Annotated in this window: 22 protein-coding genes; 16 read left to right on the plus strand and 6 right to left on the minus strand. The window is 71.7% G+C overall.

Annotated elements, in window-relative coordinates; all coding sequences use genetic code 11:
- Positions 1–12: 12 nt before the first annotated feature.
- On the plus strand, positions 13–771 hold the full coding sequence (locus tag KZ829_RS14995; RefSeq protein ID WP_220144506.1) for a sterol desaturase family protein: 759 nt from the start codon (positions 13–15) through the stop codon (positions 769–771).
- 1 nt (position 772) lies between these two features.
- Here the strand turns inward: KZ829_RS14995 and KZ829_RS15000 are convergent, their stop codons facing one another.
- The gene (locus tag KZ829_RS15000) at positions 773–1,549 is read right to left on the minus strand and encodes an inositol monophosphatase family protein (protein ID WP_220144507.1); all 777 of its coding nucleotides are present in this window, start codon (positions 1,547–1,549) and stop codon (positions 773–775) included.
- Between the two features lie 139 nt (positions 1,550–1,688).
- Between KZ829_RS15000 and KZ829_RS15005 the strand changes: the two genes are divergently transcribed.
- From KZ829_RS15005 to KZ829_RS15020, 4 genes are all read left to right on the plus strand, one after another.
- Positions 1,689–2,378, plus strand: coding sequence for an AfsR/SARP family transcriptional regulator (locus KZ829_RS15005; RefSeq protein ID WP_220144508.1), 690 nt, complete (start codon positions 1,689–1,691; stop codon positions 2,376–2,378).
- A gap of 88 nt (positions 2,379–2,466) precedes the next feature.
- Positions 2,467–3,390, plus strand: coding sequence for a hypothetical protein (locus tag KZ829_RS15010; RefSeq protein ID WP_220144509.1), 924 nt, complete (start codon positions 2,467–2,469; stop codon positions 3,388–3,390).
- A 116-nt stretch (positions 3,391–3,506) separates the two neighbouring features.
- Positions 3,507–4,850, plus strand: coding sequence for an anaerobic C4-dicarboxylate transporter (locus KZ829_RS15015; protein WP_220144510.1), 1,344 nt, complete (start codon positions 3,507–3,509; stop codon positions 4,848–4,850).
- 10 nt (positions 4,851–4,860) lie between these two features.
- The gene (locus KZ829_RS15020; RefSeq protein WP_220144511.1) at positions 4,861–5,811 is read left to right on the plus strand and encodes a hypothetical protein; all 951 of its coding nucleotides are present in this window, start codon (positions 4,861–4,863) and stop codon (positions 5,809–5,811) included.
- A gap of 49 nt (positions 5,812–5,860) precedes the next feature.
- Here the strand turns inward: KZ829_RS15020 and KZ829_RS15025 are convergent, their stop codons facing one another.
- Both KZ829_RS15025 and KZ829_RS15030 read right to left on the minus strand, forming a co-directional pair.
- Entirely contained in the window at positions 5,861–6,595 is a 735-nt protein-coding gene (locus KZ829_RS15025; protein WP_220144512.1) for a Type 1 glutamine amidotransferase-like domain-containing protein, read from the minus strand.
- A 10-nt stretch (positions 6,596–6,605) separates the two neighbouring features.
- Positions 6,606–7,709: a M20/M25/M40 family metallo-hydrolase gene (locus tag KZ829_RS15030; RefSeq protein WP_220144513.1), complete on the minus strand. Its 1,104-nt coding sequence runs from the start codon at positions 7,707–7,709 to the stop codon at positions 6,606–6,608.
- Between the two features lie 314 nt (positions 7,710–8,023).
- Between KZ829_RS15030 and KZ829_RS15035 the strand changes: the two genes are divergently transcribed.
- From KZ829_RS15035 to KZ829_RS45010, 3 genes are all read left to right on the plus strand, one after another.
- On the plus strand, positions 8,024–8,341 hold the full coding sequence (locus KZ829_RS15035) for a MazG nucleotide pyrophosphohydrolase domain-containing protein (RefSeq protein ID WP_220144514.1): 318 nt from the start codon (positions 8,024–8,026) through the stop codon (positions 8,339–8,341).
- Positions 8,342–8,434: 93 nt separating this feature from the next.
- Positions 8,435–8,770 carry a carboxymuconolactone decarboxylase family protein gene (locus KZ829_RS15040; protein ID WP_220144515.1) on the plus strand — a complete coding sequence of 112 codons (336 nt, stop codon included), beginning with the start codon at positions 8,435–8,437 and terminating at the stop codon, positions 8,768–8,770.
- A complete protein-coding gene (locus KZ829_RS45010; RefSeq protein ID WP_220144516.1) occupies positions 8,760–9,437 on the plus strand; it encodes an MFS transporter in 678 nt (225 codons plus the stop codon). The genes KZ829_RS15040 and KZ829_RS45010 overlap by 11 nt, the downstream gene beginning before the upstream one ends.
- On the opposite strand, the gene KZ829_RS15050 is transcribed toward KZ829_RS45010, so the two are convergent.
- The 3 genes from KZ829_RS15050 to KZ829_RS15060 are packed head-to-tail and all read right to left on the minus strand — an operon-like array spanning position 9,434 to position 12,854.
- On the minus strand, positions 9,434–10,774 hold the full coding sequence (locus KZ829_RS15050; protein WP_220144517.1) for an MFS transporter: 1,341 nt from the start codon (positions 10,772–10,774) through the stop codon (positions 9,434–9,436). The two genes, KZ829_RS45010 and KZ829_RS15050, sit on opposite strands and share 4 nt — an antisense overlap.
- Positions 10,771–11,598 carry an SDR family NAD(P)-dependent oxidoreductase gene (locus KZ829_RS15055; protein ID WP_246635647.1) on the minus strand — a complete coding sequence of 276 codons (828 nt, stop codon included), beginning with the start codon at positions 11,596–11,598 and terminating at the stop codon, positions 10,771–10,773. The genes KZ829_RS15050 and KZ829_RS15055 overlap by 4 nt, the downstream gene beginning before the upstream one ends.
- A complete protein-coding gene (locus tag KZ829_RS15060) occupies positions 11,595–12,854 on the minus strand; it encodes a flavin-containing monooxygenase (protein ID WP_220144518.1) in 1,260 nt (419 codons plus the stop codon). Before KZ829_RS15060 ends, KZ829_RS15055 begins: the two co-directional genes overlap by 4 nt.
- Before the next feature lie 126 nt (positions 12,855–12,980).
- On the opposite strand from KZ829_RS15060, the gene KZ829_RS15065 reads away from it, so the two are divergent.
- From KZ829_RS15065 to KZ829_RS15100, 8 genes are all read left to right on the plus strand, one after another.
- Entirely contained in the window at positions 12,981–14,087 is a 1,107-nt protein-coding gene (locus KZ829_RS15065; protein ID WP_220144519.1) for a helix-turn-helix domain-containing protein, read from the plus strand.
- Between the two features lie 78 nt (positions 14,088–14,165).
- A complete protein-coding gene (locus KZ829_RS15070; RefSeq protein WP_220144520.1) occupies positions 14,166–15,362 on the plus strand; it encodes an ROK family transcriptional regulator in 1,197 nt (398 codons plus the stop codon).
- A 91-nt stretch (positions 15,363–15,453) separates the two neighbouring features.
- Entirely contained in the window at positions 15,454–15,951 is a 498-nt protein-coding gene (locus tag KZ829_RS15075; RefSeq protein ID WP_220144521.1) for a flavin reductase family protein, read from the plus strand.
- Positions 15,952–15,961: 10 nt separating this feature from the next.
- Complete coding sequence (locus tag KZ829_RS15080; RefSeq protein WP_220144522.1) at positions 15,962–17,026, plus strand: ABC transporter substrate-binding protein; 1,065 nt, start codon at positions 15,962–15,964, stop codon at positions 17,024–17,026.
- Entirely contained in the window at positions 17,023–17,862 is an 840-nt protein-coding gene (locus tag KZ829_RS15085) for an ABC transporter permease (RefSeq protein WP_220144523.1), read from the plus strand. The genes KZ829_RS15080 and KZ829_RS15085 overlap by 4 nt, the downstream gene beginning before the upstream one ends.
- On the plus strand, positions 17,838–18,572 hold the full coding sequence (locus tag KZ829_RS15090) for an ABC transporter ATP-binding protein (protein ID WP_220144524.1): 735 nt from the start codon (positions 17,838–17,840) through the stop codon (positions 18,570–18,572). Before KZ829_RS15085 ends, KZ829_RS15090 begins: the two co-directional genes overlap by 25 nt.
- Positions 18,565–19,893 (plus strand): LLM class flavin-dependent oxidoreductase, encoded by a 1,329-nt coding sequence (locus KZ829_RS15095; RefSeq protein WP_220144525.1) that lies wholly within the window; start codon positions 18,565–18,567, stop codon positions 19,891–19,893. The genes KZ829_RS15090 and KZ829_RS15095 overlap by 8 nt, the downstream gene beginning before the upstream one ends.
- Positions 19,890–21,218 (plus strand): LLM class flavin-dependent oxidoreductase, encoded by a 1,329-nt coding sequence (locus KZ829_RS15100; RefSeq protein ID WP_220144526.1) that lies wholly within the window; start codon positions 19,890–19,892, stop codon positions 21,216–21,218. Before KZ829_RS15095 ends, KZ829_RS15100 begins: the two co-directional genes overlap by 4 nt.
- Positions 21,219–21,220 lie beyond the last annotated feature (2 nt).

The raw sequence follows: 21,220 nt of genomic DNA on the forward strand, positions 1-21,220 counted from the left end.
GAGAGGAGCGGCATGCTGGAGTTTCTCGAGACGATGCACCCGGGCTGGTTCACCCTGCTCGCCCTGGTGGAGAACATCCTGCTGGTGGGTGTGGGCGCGCTGCTCGGGCACGTGGCGCTGCGGCTGCCGGGCGCACAGCGGCTCACCCCGGATCCCGGACCGGTGAGCGGGCAGGAGCTGGCGCTGGTAGCCAGCACCACCGTCCTGAACACGGCGGTCACCGTCGCCGGATGGTGGCTGTGGAAGGCCGGCGTCATCGTCCTGACCACCGATCTCGGCCTGGGGACGCTCGCCGAGCTGGTCGCGCTGGTCATGGTGATGGACGTGCTGATGTACGCCGGGCACGCGACCGTCCATCTTCGAGCGCTGTTCCCGTGGGTGCACCGGCTGCACCACGTCTTCGCCGACGCCCGCCCGATCACCCTGTTCGCGCTGCACCCGTTCGAGGCGATCGGTTTCGGGGCGATGTGGTTGGTGGTCCTGGCCGTCCACCCGTTCTCGGTCGCGGCGCTGGCCGCCTACACGGCGCTCAACCTCATCTTCGGCATCCTGGGCCACCTGGGCGTGGAGCCGCTGCCCCAACGGGTCCGCGGCAACGTGGTCTTCCGGTGGATCGCCACCCCCACCATGCACGTCGGCCACCACGCCGAGCCGCGCTGGAACCTGGGCTTCTACACCACCGTCTGGGACCGCCTGTTCCACACCCTGGAACCCGGATACGACCTGCGCCGCACCGCCCCCGTCCCCGAGCCCTACCGCATCGGAACTTAGCTCAGGCGGCGGCGCGGACCCGCTCGGCGAGGGCGTCCCACAGGGCCGGGGCGGCGCCGATGGTCAGCTCGGTGGAGAAGCCCGGGCCGTGCCCGCCGAGTGTCACCCCGGCCTCGCGGGCGATCAGGGCGCCGGCGGCGATGTCCCACAGATTCGTGTCCAGGGCGACGCCACCGTCCAGCCGTCCGGCGGCCTGGTAGACCAGGTTCAGCGCGGCCGGGATCCGGCGGATGTCGCCGACCACCGGCAGCAGCTCCCGGATCAGCTTGCCGGTGCGTTCCTTGGTCTTCGGGTTCGGCTGGAAACTGACGCCGACGAGCGCCTCGGCCAGCGGCGGCCCGCTCGACGCCGAGATCGGCTCCCCGTTCAGGAACGCCCCACCACCGTCGACCGCGCTGAACGTCTCGTTCCCGGCGGGGTCGTGCACCACCGCCATCCGCGGCTGCTCCCCCTGGTAGAGCGCGATACAGACCGACCACGGCCCGGTACGGCTGACGTAGTTCCGCGTGCCGTCCAGCGGATCCACGACCCACATCCAGCCGCTCCCACCGGACCGCCCGTGCCCCTCCTCCGCCTGAACCGCGTCGTCCGGCCAGGCCGCGAGGATCGCGTCGACGATGAGGCGCTCGCTGGCGATGTCGACGTCCGAGACGACATCGTTGGCGTGCGCCTTGGGCGCACCCATCTTCAACGTGTCGCGCCGCTCCATCTGGAGCCGCCCGGCGCGGACCGCCAGGTCGACGACAAGGTCCCGGGCCGCGTCAAGATCTCGGTTCACCTCCGGAACGCTATCCGATCCCCGGCGGCGGCGCCGCGCGGCGCTGTCGTCAGGCCGGTCGACCTCGCCGCCGACGGCCGTCGTTATGCTGCTCGTGACCTGCCGTAACGTCACGGCGGGGAACCTGGGGGTAAGGCACATGATCGACGGCTCGTCCGCCGGCACACTGCGGTTCGAGCTCCTCGGCCCGGTTCGCGCGTTCCGGGGCGACGATCCGGTGGATCTCGGGCCGCTCGTGCAGCGGGCGGTTCTCGCCGTTCTGCTGCTGCACGCCGACCGGCCGGTGCCGGTCCAGGAGATCGTCGCCGCGCTGTGGAACGGGGATCCGCCGGAGAACGGCGTCGACGTGGTGCAGCGGTGCATCGGCGGGTTGCGCCGCGCCCTCGATCCGGCACGCACGTCGTTGCTGACGTTCACGAACGAGGGATATGTGCTGCGGGTCGGCGAGAACACGCTCGACACCGGCCTCTTCCGGGCGGCGCTGGAGCAGGCCCGCGCCGAACATCAAACCGGAGACATCGGTACGGGCACCGACGACATCCGCCGTCACCTCAGCCTGTGGCAGGGTGAGCCGATGGCCGGGCTGACCGGGCGGGTGTTCGATTCGGCCCGCGCCCGCCTCAACGAGGAGCGGGCCACCGCCTCCGGGCTGCTGGCAGCCCCGCAGAAACCACCGGCGCCGCCACCCGCACCCACCAGGATCGAGCCGCCCCGGCCGGAATCACCCGCACCCACCAGGATCGAGCCACCGCGGGTGGCGGATCCCGCGTACCCGGAGGCCGTCGACCCGTGGGAGGGACACGACCTCCTTCCCCCTCACTCGATCTGAGGTCGGCCAATAGTGGCGTGCCACAGCGGGTATCTCCTCCGTTATCGGGTGTAACAACGGTCCACCCACCGGCAGGGAGGAACCCGCATTGACGGCCGCGAAACCGAACCACCTGCGAGCACGGCGCCTACTGCTGGACCACCTGGACATACATCCCGGCCGAACCGTCGGCGACGACCTGGATCCGCTCGAGGCCGGAATCGTCGGCGACACGGACCACGCCGCCGGCGGCGACTCCTACCACCTCGGCAAGAGCCAGATCCGGGCGCGAGGGGGCCGCGACCGCTACTCGGTCGACGAGTCCCCCCGCGACCGCACCGGCCTCGACGACCACGCGTCCGCCATGGACATCGGATTCTTCCGCCTCAAGACACCACGCGGCACCTTCGACCTCTACGACTTCAACGCCTGGCTGATCCCGCTCTGCAAAGCCGGCGACCCGGACACCCGCGACCTGCGTGAGGTCATCTACAGCCCGGACGGCCGGACGGTACGCCGCTGGGACCGGCTGGGCCGGCGCACCACCGGCGACGACAGCCACCGCACCCACACCCACCTGTCCGAGCACCGTGACGCCGACGGCCACCGCATGGTCCGGCTGGCGACACGGTGGCTGCGCCACATCCAGCTGCTCCCCGAGGAGGACACCATGACCAAGGCCGAGTTCCTCGCGATGCTCAAGGACAAGGACGTCCGGGCCGCTCTCGCCGGCGCGATGCTCCAGACCGACGGACTGATCCCGGCGCCGCCCGGCAACAAGAACCCGGACGGCACCGCCAACACGCACTGGTCGCTCGCCTCGTACGCCCAATGGACGTACCGGCATCTGATCGACGCCCGCACCGCGATCACCACCCTGGCGACCCGGGACCAGGTCGACGAGGTCGCGCTGGCGGGCGCGCTGGCCCCGATGCTCGCGGCCGCGCTGCCCGGCGACCGCGACGACCTGACCCCGGCCGAGCTGCAACAGGCCATCGTCGGCGCCCTCCGCGAACTCGCCGGAAGCAGTTGACCGGAACGGGTCATCCTTCGGGGATGAGCCGGGTTTCGGCGTGGTCACCCGATCCTTTATCGACGGTTGCGGACGGAGGGCCCGTTCGGGCGCGTCGGTGAAAGCCGGGAGGTCACGTGGAAACGGGGCTGATAATCCTGCAGGGCGTCGTCGTCATCGGCGCGATCCTGCTCGGCGTACGGATGGGCGGCATCGGCCTGGGCCTGTGGGGCCTGGTCGGGCTGGCGGTGCTGGTCTTCGCCTTCGGGCTGGCGCCGGGCGAGCCGCCCACCTCGTCGATGCTCATCATTCTGTCCGTCATCACGGCGGCGTCGACCATGCAGGCCGTGGGCGGCATCGACTACCTGGTCGAGGTCGCCAAGAAGATCCTTAAGCGCAAACCCGCGCTGATCGCGCTCATCGCGCCGGTCGTCGCGTTCATCTTCACCCTCGGTGCGGGCACCGGCTTCATCTACTACCCGCTGATTCCGGTCATCTTCGCGGTGGCCTATTTCAACGGGGTACGGCCGGAGCGGCCGCTCGCGGTCGCGGGTACGGCGTCGCAGTTCGCGATCACGGCCAGCCCGGTCAGCGCCTCGATGGCCACCCTGGTCGGGCTGCTGGATCCGGTCGACTTCGGGATCGGCGACATCCTGGTCGTCGTGCTGCCGGCCAGTGTCGTGGGCCTGCTCGCCGCGTCCTTCGTACAGATGCGGGTCGGTAAGGAACTCGCCGACGATCCGGAGTACCAGCGCCGGGTCTCGGCCGGCGAGATCAAGCCGGTGGACACCAGCGTGCTGGAGGCCCGGCAGCTGCCGAAGGAGGCCAAGCGCAGCACGTTCATCTTCCTGGCCGGTATCGCCGTCATCGTGCTGCTCGGCATGGTCGAGTCGCTGCGCCCGGCCTTCCCGGACGACGAGGGCAACCTGGTGCCGATCAGCACCTCGATCGTGATCCAGATCGTGATGGGCGTGACCGCCACACTGATCGTGCTGTTCTGCAAGGTCAAGATCAAGGACGTGGTCACGCAGAGCACGATGACCTCCGGCCTGGTCGGCCTGATCGCGCTGTTCGGCATCGCCTGGCTGGCGGACACCTGGATCGCGGCGAACGAGACCGCGATCGTGAGCGCCATGGGTGGCCTGGTGGAGGCGGCCCGGTGGACGATCGCCATCGCCATCTTCATCGTGGCGGCACTGACCACGAGCCAGGCGGCAGCGCTCGCCGCGATCGTACCGATCGGTCTGGCTCTGGACATCCCGCCGCAGTTCCTGGCGGCGTTCTCGGTGGCCGCGATCGGCATCTACTTCTTCCCGGCCAACGGCTCGCAGGTCACCAGCATCGCCGCCGACGAGACCGGCACCACCGGGATCAGCCGGTTCGCGATCTGGCACTCCTTCTCGTTGCCGATGTTCATCATGTGGCTCGTCTCGACCGTGGTGGCGCTGCTGACGGCGGCGCTCGTCTACGGCACCAGCTAGGGAGGCTGCGATGACGAAGCGGTGGATGCGGTCCGTCCTGGCCGCCGCGGGCGTGCTCGTCCTGGTACTCACACCGGTCGCGGTCCGGGCGCAGGAGGCGGCCGGCTACGACGGCTACATCCGGGACGGCAGCTGCGCGGAACCCGGCCAGGACCTGCACGTCGACCTGGCCGGCGGCGGCAGCCACGACGTCGAGCCGTACCGGGCCGGGGACAACGTCCTCGGCTACTACGGGGCGCCGCAGGTGCCCGGATTCGGGATCGGCGCGATCTACACCGGCCGGCGGTTCTCGCTGGTCCTGACCGAGGCCGGCCGGGACGTGGCCTGCGGCGACCTGCTCCGGCCGGAGGAGGACCGGTTCGGGCGAGCCGGGCTGGCCGTGGCGCAACTGCTGCCGGCCGGTGACGGAGGCGTGCAGGGCGTCGCCGTCCTGGAACGGACCCGGCTGGAGCGCGAGCTCGACATCGTGCCGACCCGGGCCCGCATCCTGGTGTCGAACGGCGCCGTCACCCCGCCCGCACAGCCGGAGAACGGCTACAACGCCCACATCAAGGGCGGAACCTGCCAAGCGCCGAGCGGTCCGATCCGGCTGAACCTGCAGGGCGAGGGAACCTTCGACGTCACCCCCTACCGGGCCGAGACCGGTCCGGGGCGGTCGGCGACACTCGCGTACGTCGGCAGTCCGCCGGTGCCCGGGTTCGCACTGGCCACCGCCTACACCGGCCAGGACTTCTCGCTGACCATCAGCGACCCGACCGGCGAGACCACCGCCTGCGGGGACGTCCTGCGGCCCGACTCGGACGCGTTCGTCGAGGCGGGACGGGCGCTGGTGCTGCTCACCCCGACCGGATCGGCCGGCACCCCCGGCTATGCGGTGATCCAGCGGGTCGGCATGCAACGCGAACTGGACGTCACCCCGACCCGGGTGTCGATCATCCTGTTCGCGGCGCCCGCCGTTTAGGACAGCGAAACGGCCGGCGGCTCGGTGAGCCGCCGGCCGTTCTCCGTGCTCAGGTCGAAACGCTGCGGCTGGCCACCCGCTCGGCGAGCAGGCGGCAAGGGATCTCCTCCTCGACGATCCTGCCGTCACGGGCGTACACCTTGAAAGCCTGCGCGCCCGGCTCCGAGGTAACCGCCTCCACCACCTCACCGCCGGCGGTGAACCGGATGGCGACACGGTTGCCGGATGCGTAGCCCATCTCCAGCGTCCCGTCCAGCAGGGCCGCGTGGAAGATCGGCCGCCGCTGGTCCTCGGCGTCGTAGTGCGGGCAGTAGCTGCCCTTGATCATGCCGAGGCCCTCGTTCAGCAGCTGGAGCGTCGGCCCGTACGAGTCGGTGGTTCCGCCCTCGAACCAGCACAGCCCGCCGGCGCTGCCACCGGTCAGCACCGCCCCGCCGGCCAGCGCCCGATGCAGCAGCGTGTCCACGCCCTGCCGCCGCCACACGTCCAGCATGTTGGCGGTGTTGCCACCGCCCACATGGATCACGTCGGCGCCGAGCACGATGTCGGACAGGTCGTCGAAGTCGCGGTGGAACAACCGCAGATGCCGCGGCCGGCACCGGCCGGAGTGGAACGCCTCGTAGAACGACACGATGTAGCTGGCGTCGTCCCCGGTCGCGGTCGGCAGGAACAGCACCACCGGATCGTCCTTGCCGGTGAGCTCCAGCACGTAGTCGTGCAGCGGGTCGTCGCGGCGGTCCATCACCGCACGGCCGGCGCCCATCGGGACGATGTGACCTGGCATGAAGGCTCCCTCACTGTTGCTGGGTGGCGATGGTCAACAGGATCGCGCACGCCGCCACCATGTCGTCGATCGCGATGTGCTCGCTGGTCGCGTGCTCGTCGACCATGCCGGTGGCCAGGCCGACGCACGGGATCCCGCGGGCGTTGAGGAAGTTGCCGTCGGTGCCGCCGCCGGACTTGCGGTCGATCACCTCGAGCCCGTGCGCCCGGATGGCGCGGGCCGCGTCCCGGTACGGCTTCGCGACCGGGTCGATGTGGTAGGTGTGGTAGATCTCCTCGGCCACGAACTCGTAGGTCGCCCCGTGCCGCTGTGCCGCAGCGTCCACGGCGGCCCGCATGGCGGCCAGCTGCCTGTCGAGTTTCCCCTGGTCGTGACTGCGGGCCTGACCGGTGAGAACCGCGGTGGCCGGAACCACGTTGCGTGCCTCCCCGCCGGCCAGGATGCCGATGCCGGCGACCGTCTCCTCGTCGATGCGGCCCAGCGGCATCGCGGCGATCGCCTCGGCCGCCACCCGCAGCGCGTCGACGCCCTTCTCCGGCTCGACCCCGGCGTGGGCCTTGCGCCCGTGCACGGTGACGTCGACGTCCATCGCGGTGGGCGCCCAGTAGGTGATGGAGCCGATCGCGCCGGCGGTGTCGAACACGTACCCGTGGGTGGACCGCAATCGCGCCACGTCCAGCTGCCGTGACCCCACCAGGCCGGCCTCCTCGGCCACCGACACGACGAACTCGATCGTCGGATGCGGCAGCTCCGGATGCTCACCCAGCAGCGTCAGCAGTTCCAGACAGGACGCGATGCCGGCCTTGTCGTCGGCGCCGAGGACCGTGGAACCGTCGGTCCGGATCACCCCGTCGTCGCCGACGATCGGCCGGATGCCGACGTCGGTGCCGACGGTGTCCATGTGCGTGGAGATCAGGAAGCCCTCCCCCGGCCCCCCGGCCAGGGTGGCGATCAGGTTGCCCGCCTCGTCCCGGCGGACGTCGGCGCCCAGCTCCGTGAAGCGGCGCTCCAGCTCCACACCGATCCGCTGCTCCTGCCCGGTCGGGCTGTCGATCGCCACCAGGTCGAGGAACGTCCGAACGAGACGATCCCGGTCCACCGTCACCGTTGCCATGTCGATCCTTTCCTCGGCCTACGGTCATGGTCGCGGCCGTCGCGTGCCCGTCGCCTCACCCGTCCGGGATGAAGGACGTCACGCGGCGCGTGGTCAGCGTGACCTCGTCGTGGTCGCCCGCATGCCCGATGACCTCGGCAACCGCACACACGACGTCCTCCGTGTGCGGCCACCCCGCATTCCGGTCGGCCTGCGTTCACCCGCTGGGGTTCACTTCCCGGCACGCGACGACGGCGCACACAAGGCCAACGGTCTCCGAAGGGCCGGGGCTGATAACGTCCGCGACGCCCTGGCATCCACCATGGAGTCGGCTCATGCTTCCGCTGCCCAGCGCCGCGACCCTGCACGACATCCAGCGCTACGTCGCCGAGATGGAGACGGAACGCGGGTTCGCCGATCGTGGCGTCATCGACCAGTGCCTGCTTCTCGGCGAGGAGGTGGGCGAGCTGTTCAAAGCTGTTCGCAAGTCCGAACGGCTGCCGGTCGGCACCACCTCTATCGTCGGCACGGTCGACGAGGAACTCGCCGACATCCTGATCTTCCTGTGTGCGGTCGCCAACCGGTACGGCATCGACCTGAACGACGCGCTGCGCCGCAAGGAGGAGCACAACGAGCAGCGCGTCTGGTCCTGACCGGTCAGTCCAGGGCCGCGCACAGGGCATGGACGGCGGCGGCGAAGCCGTGTTCCGGTGGGGTGCCGTAACCGACGACCAGGCCGTCACGCGGTGGCATCGGGCTGGCCGGATGACGGTAGGCGGACAGGCCGTCGACCGCCACGCCGAGGGCGCGGGCGGCGGCCAGAACCCGCGGTTCGCGAACAGCGGATCTTCCAGCTCACCGCCTGGGAGGAGTCGCGCCTCTACACCGAGCGCGAGCGGGCGGCGCTCGCCCTCACCGACGCCGTCACCCTCCTGCCGCACGGCGTCTCCGATCAGGTGTACGCCGAAGCGTCCCGCCACTTCGAGGAGCCGGAGCTGGCTCGGCTCATCGCCCTGATCCTCACCGCCAACGCGTGGAACCGGATCAACGTCACCTGCCGCACCGCACCCGATGACCACTGAGGTCGCGGCCCGGCCGGTCCGCGGCTGGGTGGCCGTCGCCGCGGTGACCTTGGGCATCTTCGCCCTGATGACCTCCGAGTTGCTGCCGGTCGGCCTGCTCACGCCGGTCGGGGCGGCGCTCGGGGTGTCCGAGGGCGTGGCCGGATTGATGGTGACGGTGCCGGGCCTGGTCGCCGCCGTGTCGGCGCCGCTGGTCACGGTGGCGACCGGCCGCCTGGACCGGCGGCTGGTCCTCGGCCTGCTGGTCGGCCTGGTCGGCGCCGCCAACCTGATGTCGGCGTTCGCGACTGATTTCGCCGTGGTGCTGGTGGCACGGTTTCTGATCGGGATCAGCGTCGGCGGATTCTGGTCGGTGGCCGGTGGCATCGCCCTGCGGCTCGTGCCGGCGCACCACGTGCCCCGCGCCCCGCGCCACCGCGGTGATCTTCGCCGGCGTGGAGACGGCGTCGGTGCTGGGTGTGCCGGCCGGAACCCTGCTGGGCGACCACGCCGGGTGGCGGACGGCGTTCGCCGCGGCCGGTGTGCTGGGCCTGGTCGCGCTGGCGGCGCTGTCGCTGCTCACCTTGACGGTGGCGCACCGGCCCCCAGACCGCTGACCGCGCCCCTCCCCCTTCCCGGCGCTGATCTTGGACGTTTTGCGACCCTGGGCGGTGGTCGATCGTCCTAGATCGGCGTGGAAGGGTCGCGGGAGCGGTCGAGGGTCCAGCGGAGCTGGAAGAGGCAGGCCGCGGCCATCAACGCGGCCGGGACCACGGTGAAGCCGAGAAGCAGAGCGGTGTGCGCCGACTCCGGCTGCACCACGGTCCGGCCCTCGGTCGTCGCGATGAAACCGCCCAGGGCCAGGGCCGCCGAGTAGACGTAGGGCCCGACGGCGGTGCCGGTCGCCTCGGTGGCGGTCCAGACCCCGGTGTAGGCGCCCGCCCGAGCCGCGCCACGGGCCTCGGCGGCCGCCACCGCGTCCGGGACCATCGAGAACGCGAACAGTTGCAGCCCGGCAAAGGCGACGCCCATCATGACGACGACCGCGACGGCCGGCGCCACCCCGTACCCGAGCAGCGGCGCCAGCGATCCAACAACGAACACCACCTGGCAGATCACCAGGCCGCGCTGCTTGCCGATCCGCCGCGACACCCGCGCCCACACCGGGCCCGCCACCACGGCCGGCCCGAGAAAGGCGCCCATGAACACCGCGGTCAGCTTGGAGTCGCCGAAGACGTGCTCGGTGTAGAACGGCAGCGCGGCCGGGAACAGGTGCGTGGTCGCCCCGGTGAACAGATAGGACAGCACCAGCGCCCGGAAGTCGCGGTCCCGCCACGCCACCGCGATGTCGCCGAGGGTGGAGTGGGCATCGGCCGCCGGTGTCCGGAATCCGGCGTGCGCGGTCAACCGGCGCACCCCGGTCACCGCGACCAGCCCGGACACCACCATGACCCCGGACAGCAGCACCGCCATCCGCGCGTAGTCGCCGCGCTCGCCCGCCGCGACCAGCGCCGGCGCGGCCACCCCGGCACCGAGCAGCCCCAGCGTCAGGAACAGCATCCGGAACATGAAGACCCGGGTGCGCTCGTGGTAGCCGATCCGCAGGTCGGACGGCGTGGTCAGGTACGGCACCTGGAAGCAGGCGAAGAGCAGGTTCCCTGCGATGAACCAGCCACCGACCCACAGCGCGGCGCCCGCCCCGGACAGCCCGGCGGGGACGGTGAACATGCCGGCCATGGCGACCGCGAGCAGCAGGCCCACCCGCAGCAGGCCGAGCCGGTGCCCGCTGCGGCGCGCGGCGGCATCCGAGCGGCTGCCCAGATACGGATGCACCACCACGTCGATGATCTTCGGCAGCAGCAGGGTCAGGCCGGCCAGGAACGGCGTCACCCCGAGCGTGTGGGTGAGGAAGTAGAGCAACAGCAGGCCGGGCACGGTCACCCACACGCCCATCCCGAGCGAGCCGGTGGCATACGCGATCAGGTCCCCGGTCCTGGTCCGGGTCTCGGCCTGCTGGGTGGTCACCGGGCACCCCCGTGGCGGGCGACGACACCGGCGGCCAGGCCGGCGCCCTCGAACGCGCCGGACCGGACCCGCCCGGCCAGGGTGCGGGCGACGATCCGGTCGGTGAGCGCCGGGAAATGGCGGGCCAGGAAGAACTCGACCGCCCCGCGGCCGGTGGTCGGCAGGTCCCGGTAGCGGCGGCGGCTCAGGGCCGCCCGCAGCACCGCACGGACCACCCCGTCGAGCGGCTCGTAGCGGCTCATGCCCTCCAGCGACAGCCCGGCGGCGGCGGTCGAGTCGTGGATGGGGCTGCGGACCGCGGACGGGTACACGCAGGTGACGCCGACGTGGGTGCCGATCTCCAGGCGGAGCGCGTCGGCGTACGCGACCAATGCTCTTTTGGAGGCGCCGTAGGCGGCGGCCAGCGGCAGTTGCATGACGGCCATCCGCGAGCTGAGCATCACGATCCGGCCCCGCGAGGCGACCAGGGCGTCCACACAGGCCGAGGTCACCCGCCACGTGCCGAGCAGGTTGATGTCGATCTGGCGGCGCACCTCGGCGCCCGGTGGCAGTTCGGCCGGGGCGGGACCGCCGATCCCGGCGTTGTTGACGAGCAGGTCGAGCCCGCCCAGCAGCTCGATCGCCTCGGCGACCGCGGCGGCCACCGCGGCATCGTCGGTGAGGTCGCACGGCAGGACCTCGACCGGATCGTTGACGCGTGGCGCGACGTCCAGACCGACGACACGGGCGCCGAGCGCGTCCAGGCGAGCGCAGATCGCCCGGCCGAACGTCCCGGACGCGCCGGTGACCAGAACACGCATTCCACGGGGGTCACGACTGCTCATGAGGACGCTCCTCGGGCGATCTCGCGGTTCATGGCGGTGACGTACCGGTCGAAGTCGATGCGCATGTGTGGCCGGCCGTGCTCGCCCCACCGGGCGATGGCCACGCGCAGGTCGCGGTCGACAGCGCGCCGCTGGTCGGCGGCCGACGGCAGGGCATGGGAGCCGGACAGGTACGCGGCGGCGAGCTTGGCCTGCACCTCCACGACCGGGAACGCCGATCCGGTGGACTGCATCAGCCCGACGAACGCGAGGCTCGGGTCGTCGAGGTGGAAGACCCGGCGGTAGAGAGGCAGGCGTTCCGGTCCCTCTCCGAGCCATCGGGAGGACAGGAACGGGATCTGTACGCGGTAGCCGGTGGCCCACACGATCACGTCCACGTCGTCGCAGGTCCCGTCGGTGAAGACCACCTTCGTACCGTCGAGGCGCTCGATGCCCGGGCGCGCGGCCACCTCGCCGTGGGTGAGCCGGTGCAGGATGGTGTCGCTGATCGTCGGGTGGTTCTGGAACAGCCCACCGGCGGGGGCGGGCAGGCCGTAACGCTGCGGTGGGCCGACCGCCAGCCGCAGCATCGTCTCGGCGACCCGTTGCCGCACCCGCCACGGGAGCACGGCCAGGGCGCCGCCGGTAGCGTCGGACGGCCGCCCGAACAGGTACTTCGGCACGATGTGGACGCCGTGCCGGGCGGACAGCAGCACCGGCCCGCTCGCCGTGTGGGAGGCGTCGACGGCGATGTCCATGGCCGAGTTGCCCATGCCGACGACCAGCACCCGCCGCCCCTGGAAGACGTCGGCGGTGCGGTAGTCGTGGGCGTGCATCTGTACGCCGTCGAAGGTGCCCGGATAGCCGGGGCCGGGCAGCCGGGGCGCCCAGTTGTGGCCGTTGGCGACCACGACGGCGTCGAATTCGTCGATGCCGCCCGGGTCGGTGGTGACGGTCCAGCGGTCGCCGCGTTCGACGGCGGTGACGGTCTCGGCGTACCGGATGTGGGCGGTCAACCGGAACCGGTCGGCGTAGGCGGCCAGATATCCGGCGACCCGCTGCGCCGACGGGTAGTCGGGCCAGTCGGCGGGCATCGGGAAGTCGGCGAACTCGGTACGCCCCCGGCTGGTGTTGAGGTGCAGCGACGCGTAGGTGTCGGTCCACAGGCCGCCGGGCCGGTCCCGCCGCTCGTAGGCGACGACCTCGCATCCGGCATCGAGCAGCGCCTTTGTGGTGGCCAGTCCGGCCGCGCCGGCGCCGATCACGGCGACACGCATGGAACTCCTAGTCACATTGTGGTGTTTGCCAAACCGTAGGCGCTGGCAGCCGGGCTGGACATGGCGTGGAGCACGCGTTTGCGGCCCGAGGTTGTGGGCCACCACAACGAACGGCAACATGGCCGCATGCAACCGTCTGACGGCTGGACCGCCGTGGTCGACCTGATCGAACGTGTGATGGGCGACGAGGATCTGCTGCCGTCGGTGACCGCCGGGGTTCGCGCCACCGTGCGGGAGGTGTCGGTGCTTCCGCCGTCGGACGTCGCCGGGCACACCCGGGCGCTGCTCACCGCGGCGACCCGGGCGCTGGCCGACCGGCGCGGGCCGACCGAGGCCGAGTTGTCGTTCGTGGCCGAGCTGGGGGTGACACGGGCCCGGCAGGGTGTGCCGATCGAGGCGGTGCTCGGCGCGATCCACGTGGCCGAGCGCGCCATCTGGGCCCGGGCCCGGGAGGTGGCCAGGTCGGAGGGGGTCAGCGCCGAGCGGCTGCTGGATGCCCGCGAGCTGTACGACGACTGGGCCGACGCCGTCCGCGGCCGCCTGATCACCGCTCACCGGGTGACCAGGGCGGACGCGGATCCGCGGCGCAACGACCGGGACGCGGCGATCCTGCGGCGGCTGTTGCAGGGCGGTTCGGCGGCCGCCCTGGCGGTGGCCGAGGCGGGTCTGCCGGCCTCCGGTGGCCTGTGGGTGCTGGTCGCCCGCCCGGGGTTCGACGAATCCGCGCTGCGCGAGCAGCCGCCGGTGGTGTGCGCGGTGGTGGACGGCCTGTTCGTGGCGGTGCTGTCGCGGGCCCCGTCCGCCCGTACCGGGACCGCCGGGCTGGCCGGCCCGGACGGCCCGGACCGGCTGGCCCCGGCCAAACGCCTGGCGGTGGCCGCGCTGACCGCCGCCGAGTCGACCGGCCGCACCGGTGTCGCCCATATCGCCGACGTCGCCTGGCAGGCCGCGCTGACCGACCGGGCGGATCTGGCGGCCGTGCTGCTCGACCGGCACCGCCCGGCGTGGGCCGCGCTCGGCCCGAACGCGGAACCGGTGGCCCACGCCGTTCTGGCCTGGTTGGAGAGTGACCGGGACGTGACGGCCGCGGGTGGGCGGTTGTTCGTGCACCCGAACACGGTGCGCAACCGGGTCCGGCGGTTCGCCGAGCTGACCGGCATCGACCCGGCCGGCACGTTCGGCGCCACGAACGCCTGGTGGCTCTGCCGTACCTGGCTGCGCGAGGCGACCTGACCCGGCAGTGTTACCGACCGTCAAACGTCCGGTAACGGAAAGCCGCCATCCAGCCGACGACGGGATAGCCTCGGCGGCGTGCAGCGCACGACTCGGCGCAGCGACCTGCCGTTGCCGGCCGCGCGCCGATCGCCGGACTCCACGGCGGCGGTGCTGCGAGCCGTCCTCGATCATGGGCCGATCGCGCGCAGTTCGATCGCCCGGGCCACCCGGTTGTCGGCGGCCACGGTCAGCGGCATCGCGGCGTCGTTGCAGGAGCGCGGCCTGGTCCGCGAGGTGCCGGAGGCGGTGGTCCGGCCGGGCATCGGCCGTCCGCACGTGCCGCTGGACGTGGATTCCGCCGCGGTCGGCGTGATCGGGGTGCACATCGCGGTCCCCCGCGCCACGGTGGCGTTGCTGAATCTGCGTGGCCGGGTGCTCGTCCGCCATCAGGATCCGCACGGGCGCCGTGATCCGCAGAGTGTGCTGGCGGCGGTCGCCGACCGGGTGGCGGCGATCCGCCGGGATCACGGGCGCCGCCGCCGGATCCTCGGCCTGGGTCTGGCCACCGGCGGCTGGGTGGACGGCGTCAACGGTACGGTCGTCGAGCACCCGGTGCTGGGCTGGCGCGACGTGCCGGTGGCCGCGACGCTGTCCGCCGCCACCCGGCTGCCGGTCCGGGTGGACAGCAACTCCCGCGCCCTGCTGCGTGCCGAACAGTTGCTCGGCCGGGTCGCCGGCGACGCCCGCCGCAGTGCCGTGCAGATCTTCGTGGGCAACGTCGTCGACGTGGCGTTCGCGACCGGCGGCGTGATCCATCAGGGCCCCCGGTCGGCGGCCGGCGCGGTCGCCCACCTGCCGGTAGAGGGCTGCGCCGAACCGTGCTCCTGCGGCCGGATCGGCTGTCTGCAGGCCGCGGTCGGCGAGCGGGCGCTGGTGCGCCGGGCGCTGGCCGCAGGCCTGATCGAACGCCCGGACATCCATGCCGTGGTGGACGCCGCGCTGGCCGGCTCCGCGGGGGCGGTGGCGCTGCTGGAGGAGCGGGCCCGCCGGGTGGGCCGGGCCGCCGCGCTGCTGCTGGATCTGTTCGACCCGGACGTGCTGCTGGTGTCGGAGGCCGGCGCGAACCGGGTGCCGGGTTGTCTCGCGGCACTGCGCGCGGAGGTGGCGGCGTGGTCGTCGGCGGGCGCCGACATGACCACCACCGTGCACCCGTCGAGCTTTCCGGAGAACGTGCTGGCGGTCGCCGGTGGGGCGGTCGCTCTGGATCAGGTCTACGCGGACCCCTCGATCTAGCTGGGATTACTAACTTCAGCGGGGCGCAATATTGCCTCCTAAGCCTAGCGGATTAGTATGGATTGCGAGCCCGATCGAACGGAGCCCGCACATGACCGTCATCGTTTCCCGGCCGACCCCGGTCGACGCCGCCCTGTTCCGCCAGGCCTTCCGCCGTCACGCCGCCGGTGTCGCCGTCGTGACCACCGACGCCGGGCGCGGCGCGGCCGGCGTGACCGTCACCTCCCTCGCGTCGCTCTCCGCCGAACCACCGCTGCTGTCGTTCAGCGTCGCCGCCACCGGCTCGGTCTGGCCGCACCTGCGCGACGCCGACACCGCGGTCATCCACCTGCTCGGCGCCGAGCACACCGCGCTGGCACAGACCTTCGCCACCAGCGGCATCGACCGATTCAGTGCCCCGACCCGCTGGCGCCGGCTGCCCACCGGCGAACCGGTGCTGGAGGACGCCGCCGCCTGGCTCCGGATCTCGATCGAGCACCGCCACCCGGCCGGCGGCTCCCACCTGGTCATCGGCCGGGTCGAGGAGGCCGAAGTCGCCGAGGAAGGCGCTCCCCTGCTCTACCACGCCGGCCACTACCACGCCCTCTGAGAAGGACGCCATGATCACGATTCCCCGGAAAGCCCTCCTCGCCGTCCTCGCGACGGTCCTGGCCACCGGCGCCGCCTGCGGCAGCGAGGAGGCCACCACCAAACTGGAACTGTCCGCCGCACTGCCCGACAAGGTCCCCAGCGGCACCACGCTGCGCATCGGCGACCCGCAGATCCAGGCGATCCTCGGCGCGTCCGGCCTGGACAAGGAGCTGAGCGACGCCGGCGTCACGACCGAGTGGGCCAACATCAGCGGCGGCCCGCAGAGCATCCAGGCCTTCCGCGCCGACAAGCTGGACTGCAGCTCGGTCGCCGACATCCCATCGCTGTTCGCGGCGTGGACCGGCACGTCAACGAAGATCGTGTTCCAGGCGGTCACCCTCGACCCGCTCGACCACCCGATCTACAAACTGGGCGTCGCGCCGGGCGTGAACGTCGCCTCGCTGGCGGACCTGCGCGGCAAGAGGATCGCCTACAGCGCCGGCCAGGCCCAGGGCGCGCTGGTGCTGAGGGTGCTCCAGAAGGCCGGGCTGAGCCAGAAGGACGTCCAGCTGATCGAGCTGACCAGCACCGGCGACTCGTACGTCACCGCGCTCGGCACCAAGGCGGTCGACGTCGCCCCGATCGGGGCGCAGAACATCAAGCTGTACGAGGCGAAGTACCCGGGTTCCACCTCGATCAACACCGGCATCCGTGACGACGCGTCCACCCTGTACTGCCTCACCACGGCGGTGGAGGACGCGGACAAGGCGGCGGCGCTGAAGGCCTACGTGGCCATCCGCACCAAGGCCCTGCTCTGGGCGAACGACCACCCCGACGAGTTCGCGAAGGCCTACTACCAGGACTCGCAGAAGCTCAACGAGGCGGACGCCAAGGCGGTCGTCGAGATCAACGGCGACAAGGGCATCCCGGCCAGCTGGGACAACGCGATCAAGCGGCTCCAGGAGACCGCCGACCTGCTGGCCACCGAGCAGAAACACGACAAGCTCGACGTGAGCACGCTGGTCGACCGCCGTTTCGAGAAGGTCCAGGCGGACGCCGCCGGCGACAAGGTGGTCACGGGTGATGCATCATGACCGCCACCCTGCACACCGCCCCGGTGGCCGTCCCGGACACCACCGACCAGCGTGTCGTACGCCGTCGTCTCGGCCCCGGCCACCGCATCCGGTTCTCGTTCTGGTTCGGCCCGGCGCTCGCCCTGGCCATCTGGTCGATCGGCTCGGCGACCGGCCTGATCAAACCGGCCATCCTGTCCGCCCCGTGGGACGTGGTGGTGGCCTTCCAGGACCAGTGGGTCAACCACGACCTGCTCGGCAACATCGTCGCCTCGCTCCAGCGGTCGCTGGTCGGCCTGACCCTCGGGGTGGTGACCGGCGCCGTCCTCGCGGTGATCTCTGGGCTGTCCCGGTTCGGTGAGTCGCTGATCGACGGCCCGATCCAGATCAAGCGGTCCGTCCCCACGCTCGCGATCATCCCGCTGTTCATCGCCTGGTTCGGCATCGGCGAGGAGATGAAGGTCATCACGATCGCGCTGATCAGCCTGGTCCCGATCTACATCCACACGCACAACGGGCTGCGCGGCATCGACGGCAAGTACGCCGAACTGGCCGAGACGATCGGCATCAACCACGGCGAGTTCGTCCGGCACGTGGTGCTGCCCGGCGCCCTGCCCGGATTCCTGCTCGGCATGCGGTTCGCGGTCACCTCCTCGCTGCTCGGCCTCGTGGTCGTCGAGCACTACAACGCGGTCGCCGGCATCGGCTACATGATCACGCTGGCCGAGCAGTACGGGCAGACCGACGTCATCGTGGTCGGCCTGGTCATCTACGGCGTCTTCGGCTACTGCGCCGACAGCGCCGTCCGCTTCACCGGGAGGAGGGTGCTGGCATGGCGACAGACGCTCGAGGGCTGACCACCGAACCGGCGGTCCGCGTCCGCAACCTGCACCGCAGCTTCACCAAGGACGGTGGTGTCCTCAACGGCCTCGACCTGGACATCGCCCCCGGCGAGTTCGTCGCCCTGATCGGCCGCTCCGGCACCGGCAAGAGCACCCTGCTGCGGGCGCTGGCCGGCCTGGACCGCGACGTCGCCGGGCACGGCCGGATCCAGGTCCCGGAGTCGGTGTCGGTGGTCTTCCAGGACTCCCGGCTACTGCCCTGGAAGCGGGTCCTGGACAACGTCGTGTTCGGGCTGCGCGGCGCCGACGCCGCCGACCGGGGCCGCAAGGCGCTGGCCGAGGTCGGTCTCGCCGGCCGGGAGCGCGCCTGGCCCTACCAGCTCTCCGGCGGTGAGCAGCAGCGGGCCTCGCTGGCCCGGTCGCTGGTGCGCGAGCCGCAGCTGCTGCTGGCCGACGAGCCGTTCGGCGCGCTGGACGCGCTCACCCGGATCCGTATGCACGCCCTGCTGCGCCGGCTGTGTGAGACGCACCGGCCGGCGGTGCTGCTGGTCACCCACGACGTCGACGAGGCCATCGTGCTCGCCGACCGGGTGATCCTGCTGGACGCCGGGGTGGTCGACACCGACGTCCGGGTGGAGTTGACGAACCGGTCCCGCTCCGACGCCGGGTTCGCCGAGTTGCGCAGCCTCCTGCTGGACCGTCTGGGGGTGGCCGCCGATGCCTAGGAGACTGCACCTCAACGCGTTCCTGATGAGCGTCGGCCACCATGAGGCGTCGTGGCGGTTGCCCGAGTCGGACCCGTACGCGAGCTGGGACGTGAAGCACTTCCAGAACCTGGCCCGGATCGCCGAGCGCGGCAAGCTGGATTCGGTCTTCTTCGCCGACAGCCCGGTGCTCCAGGGCGACCCGGGGCGGCGGCCGGCCGGGAAGCTGGAGCCGACCGTGCTGCTCACCGCCCTGGCCGCGGTCACCGAGCGCATCGGGCTGATCGCCACCGCCTCCACCTCCTACAACGAGCCCTACAACCTGGCCCGCCGGTTCGCCTCGGTCGATCACGTCTCCGGCGGCCGGGCCGGCTGGAACATCGTCACCACCGCCGGCGCGGACGCGGCCCGCAACTTCGGCCTCGACGACGTCCCGGCACACCGCGACCGGTACGAACGGGCCGCCGAGTTCGTCGAGGTCACCACGAAACTGTGGGACAGCTGGACCGACGACGCGGTGATCGCCGACAAGGCCGCGGGCGTCCACGCCGACGCGGCGAAGGTCCGGCCGATCAACCATCGGGGCCGCTGGTTCCGGGTGGACGGGCCACTGAACGTGCCGCGCTCCCCGCAGGGCTGGCCGCTGCTGGTGCAGGCCGGCTCCTCGGAGGACGGCCGGCAGTTCGCCGCCCGCTACGCCGAGGCCGTCTTCACCGCCCAGCAGACGCTCGCCGAGGCGCAGGACTTCTACGCCGACCTCAAGCAGCGGGCCGCCGCGCTGGGCCGCGACCCGGACCACATCAAGATCCTGCCCGGGATCGTGCCGGTCATCGCCGCCACCGAGGCCGAGGCCCAGGAGCTCGACGCCGAACTGGAACGGCTGATCAGCCCCGAGTACGCCCGGCGGCAGCTCGCCGAACGCTTCCAGCTCGACCCGGCCGACCTGCCCCTGGACGAGCCGCTGCCGGAGAACCTGCCGACCGAGGACGAGATCGAGGGCGCCAAGAGCCGGTTCACGCTGATCGTCGACCTGGCCCGGCGGGAGAACCTGACGGTCCGGCAGCTGATCGGCCGGCTCGGCGGCGGCCGCGGCCACCGCACCTTCGCCGGCACCCCCGAGCAGGTCGCCGACACCATCGAGGACTGGTTCCACAGCGGCGCCGCCGACGGCTTCAACATCATGCCCGCGGTCCTGCCGTCCGGCCTCACCACCTTCGTCGACCACGTCGTGCCGATCCTCCAGACCCGGGGGCTGTTCCGCACCGACTACGAGGGCACCACCCTGCGCGACCACTACGGCCTCCCCCGTCCCGTCAACAGCCTGGAGCTGACCACCGTATGACCCGGCAACTGCACTTCAACCTGTTCCTGCACGACACCGGCCACCACGAGGCGTCCTGGCGGCTACCCGAGTCGGACCCGAACGCGAACCTGTCGCTCGCCGCCCACCAGCACCTGACCCGGGTCGCCGAGGACGCCAAGTTCGACTCGGTGTTCCTGGCCGACAGCCCGGTGCTGTGGAGCGACCCGGGCCGCCGGCCGGCCGGAAAGCTGGAACCCACCCTGCTTCTGGCCGCGCTGGCCGCGACCACCACCCGGATCGGGCTCATCGCGACGGCGTCCACCTCGTACAACGAGCCGTACAACCTGGCCCGCCGGTTCGCCTCGCTGGACCACCTGTCGGGCGGCCGGGCCGGCTGGAACATCGTCACCACCGCCGGGGCTGCCGCCGCCCGCAACTTCGGCCTCGACGACCAACCCCTGCACAGGACCCGGTACGAGCGGGCCGACGAGTTCCTCCAGGTGTCCACGAAACTGTGGGACAGCTGGACCGACGACGCGATCGTGGCCGACAAGGAGTCCGGCGTCCACGCCGTCCGCGACCGGGTCCGCGACATCGGCCACCACGGCGCCCACTTCCAGGTGCAGGGGGCGCTGAACGTGCCGCGCTCCCCGCAGGGCTGGCCGCTGCTGGTGCAGGCCGGCTCGTCGGACAACGGTAGGGAGTTCGCCGCCAGGTGGGCGGAGGCGATCTTCGTGGCCAACCCGACCCTCGCCGAGAGCCAGGAGTTCTACGCCGACGTCAAACGCCGTGCCGTGGCCGCCGGCCGCGACCCCGACCACGTGGTCGTGCTGCCCGGCATCGTCCCGGTGATCGGCGACAGCCCGGCCGAGGCCCTCGAGCGGGAGGCCGAGCTGGAACGGCTGATCAGCCCCGAGTACGCGGTCGGCACGCTGGCCACCGTCCTCGGCGTCGAGGTCGAACGGCTGCGCCTGGACGAGCCGCTGCCCGCCGACCTTCCCACCGAGGACGAGATCGAGGGCCACAAGAGCCGCCGCACCCTGATCGTCGAGTGGGCGCGGCGCGACAACCTGACGGTCCGCCAGCTGATCGGCAAGCTCGGCGGCGGACGTGGTCACCGCACTTTCACCGGTACGCCGGTGCAGGTCGCCGACACGATCCAGCACTACTTCGAGAACGGCGCCGCGGACGGCTTCAACATCATGCCGGCGGTCCTGCCGTCCGGCATCGAGGCGTTCGCCGCCAAGGTCGTGCCGATCCTCCAGGAGCGCGGCCTGTTCCGCACCGAGTACACCGGCCGCACGCTGCGCGAACACTACGGCCTTCCCCGCCCGGCGAACACTTTGGAGTTGATCAACGGATGAGT

It is taken from the genome of Actinoplanes hulinensis, assembly GCF_019429605.1.
GTDB classification, from domain to species: Bacteria; Actinomycetota; Actinomycetes; order Mycobacteriales; family Micromonosporaceae; genus Actinoplanes; species Actinoplanes campanulatus.

Excerpts from the sequence above, each read along its gene's own strand:
- KZ829_RS14995 (WP_220144506.1), top strand. The coding sequence starts at position 13 with ATGCTGGAGTTTCTCGAGACGATGCACCCGGGCTGGTTCACCCTGCTC.
- KZ829_RS15005 (WP_220144508.1), top strand. The coding sequence starts at position 1,689 with ATGATCGACGGCTCGTCCGCCGGCACACTGCGGTTCGAGCTCCTCGGC.
- KZ829_RS15020 (WP_220144511.1), top strand. The coding sequence starts at position 4,861 with ATGACGAAGCGGTGGATGCGGTCCGTCCTGGCCGCCGCGGGCGTGCTC.
- KZ829_RS15025 (WP_220144512.1), bottom strand. The coding sequence starts at position 6,595 with ATGCCAGGTCACATCGTCCCGATGGGCGCCGGCCGTGCGGTGATGGAC.
- KZ829_RS15030 (WP_220144513.1), bottom strand. The coding sequence starts at position 7,709 with ATGGCAACGGTGACGGTGGACCGGGATCGTCTCGTTCGGACGTTCCTC.
- KZ829_RS15035 (WP_220144514.1), top strand. The coding sequence starts at position 8,024 with ATGCTTCCGCTGCCCAGCGCCGCGACCCTGCACGACATCCAGCGCTAC.
- KZ829_RS45010 (WP_220144516.1), top strand. The coding sequence starts at position 8,760 with ATGACCACTGAGGTCGCGGCCCGGCCGGTCCGCGGCTGGGTGGCCGTC.
- KZ829_RS15055 (WP_246635647.1), bottom strand. The coding sequence starts at position 11,598 with ATGAGCAGTCGTGACCCCCGTGGAATGCGTGTTCTGGTCACCGGCGCG.
- KZ829_RS15060 (WP_220144518.1), bottom strand. The coding sequence starts at position 12,854 with ATGCGTGTCGCCGTGATCGGCGCCGGCGCGGCCGGACTGGCCACCACA.
- KZ829_RS15065 (WP_220144519.1), top strand. The coding sequence starts at position 12,981 with ATGCAACCGTCTGACGGCTGGACCGCCGTGGTCGACCTGATCGAACGT.
- KZ829_RS15075 (WP_220144521.1), top strand. The coding sequence starts at position 15,454 with ATGACCGTCATCGTTTCCCGGCCGACCCCGGTCGACGCCGCCCTGTTC.
- KZ829_RS15080 (WP_220144522.1), top strand. The coding sequence starts at position 15,962 with ATGATCACGATTCCCCGGAAAGCCCTCCTCGCCGTCCTCGCGACGGTC.
- KZ829_RS15085 (WP_220144523.1), top strand. The coding sequence starts at position 17,023 with ATGACCGCCACCCTGCACACCGCCCCGGTGGCCGTCCCGGACACCACC.
- KZ829_RS15090 (WP_220144524.1), top strand. The coding sequence starts at position 17,838 with ATGGCGACAGACGCTCGAGGGCTGACCACCGAACCGGCGGTCCGCGTC.
- KZ829_RS15095 (WP_220144525.1), top strand. The coding sequence starts at position 18,565 with ATGCCTAGGAGACTGCACCTCAACGCGTTCCTGATGAGCGTCGGCCAC.
- KZ829_RS15100 (WP_220144526.1), top strand. The coding sequence starts at position 19,890 with ATGACCCGGCAACTGCACTTCAACCTGTTCCTGCACGACACCGGCCAC.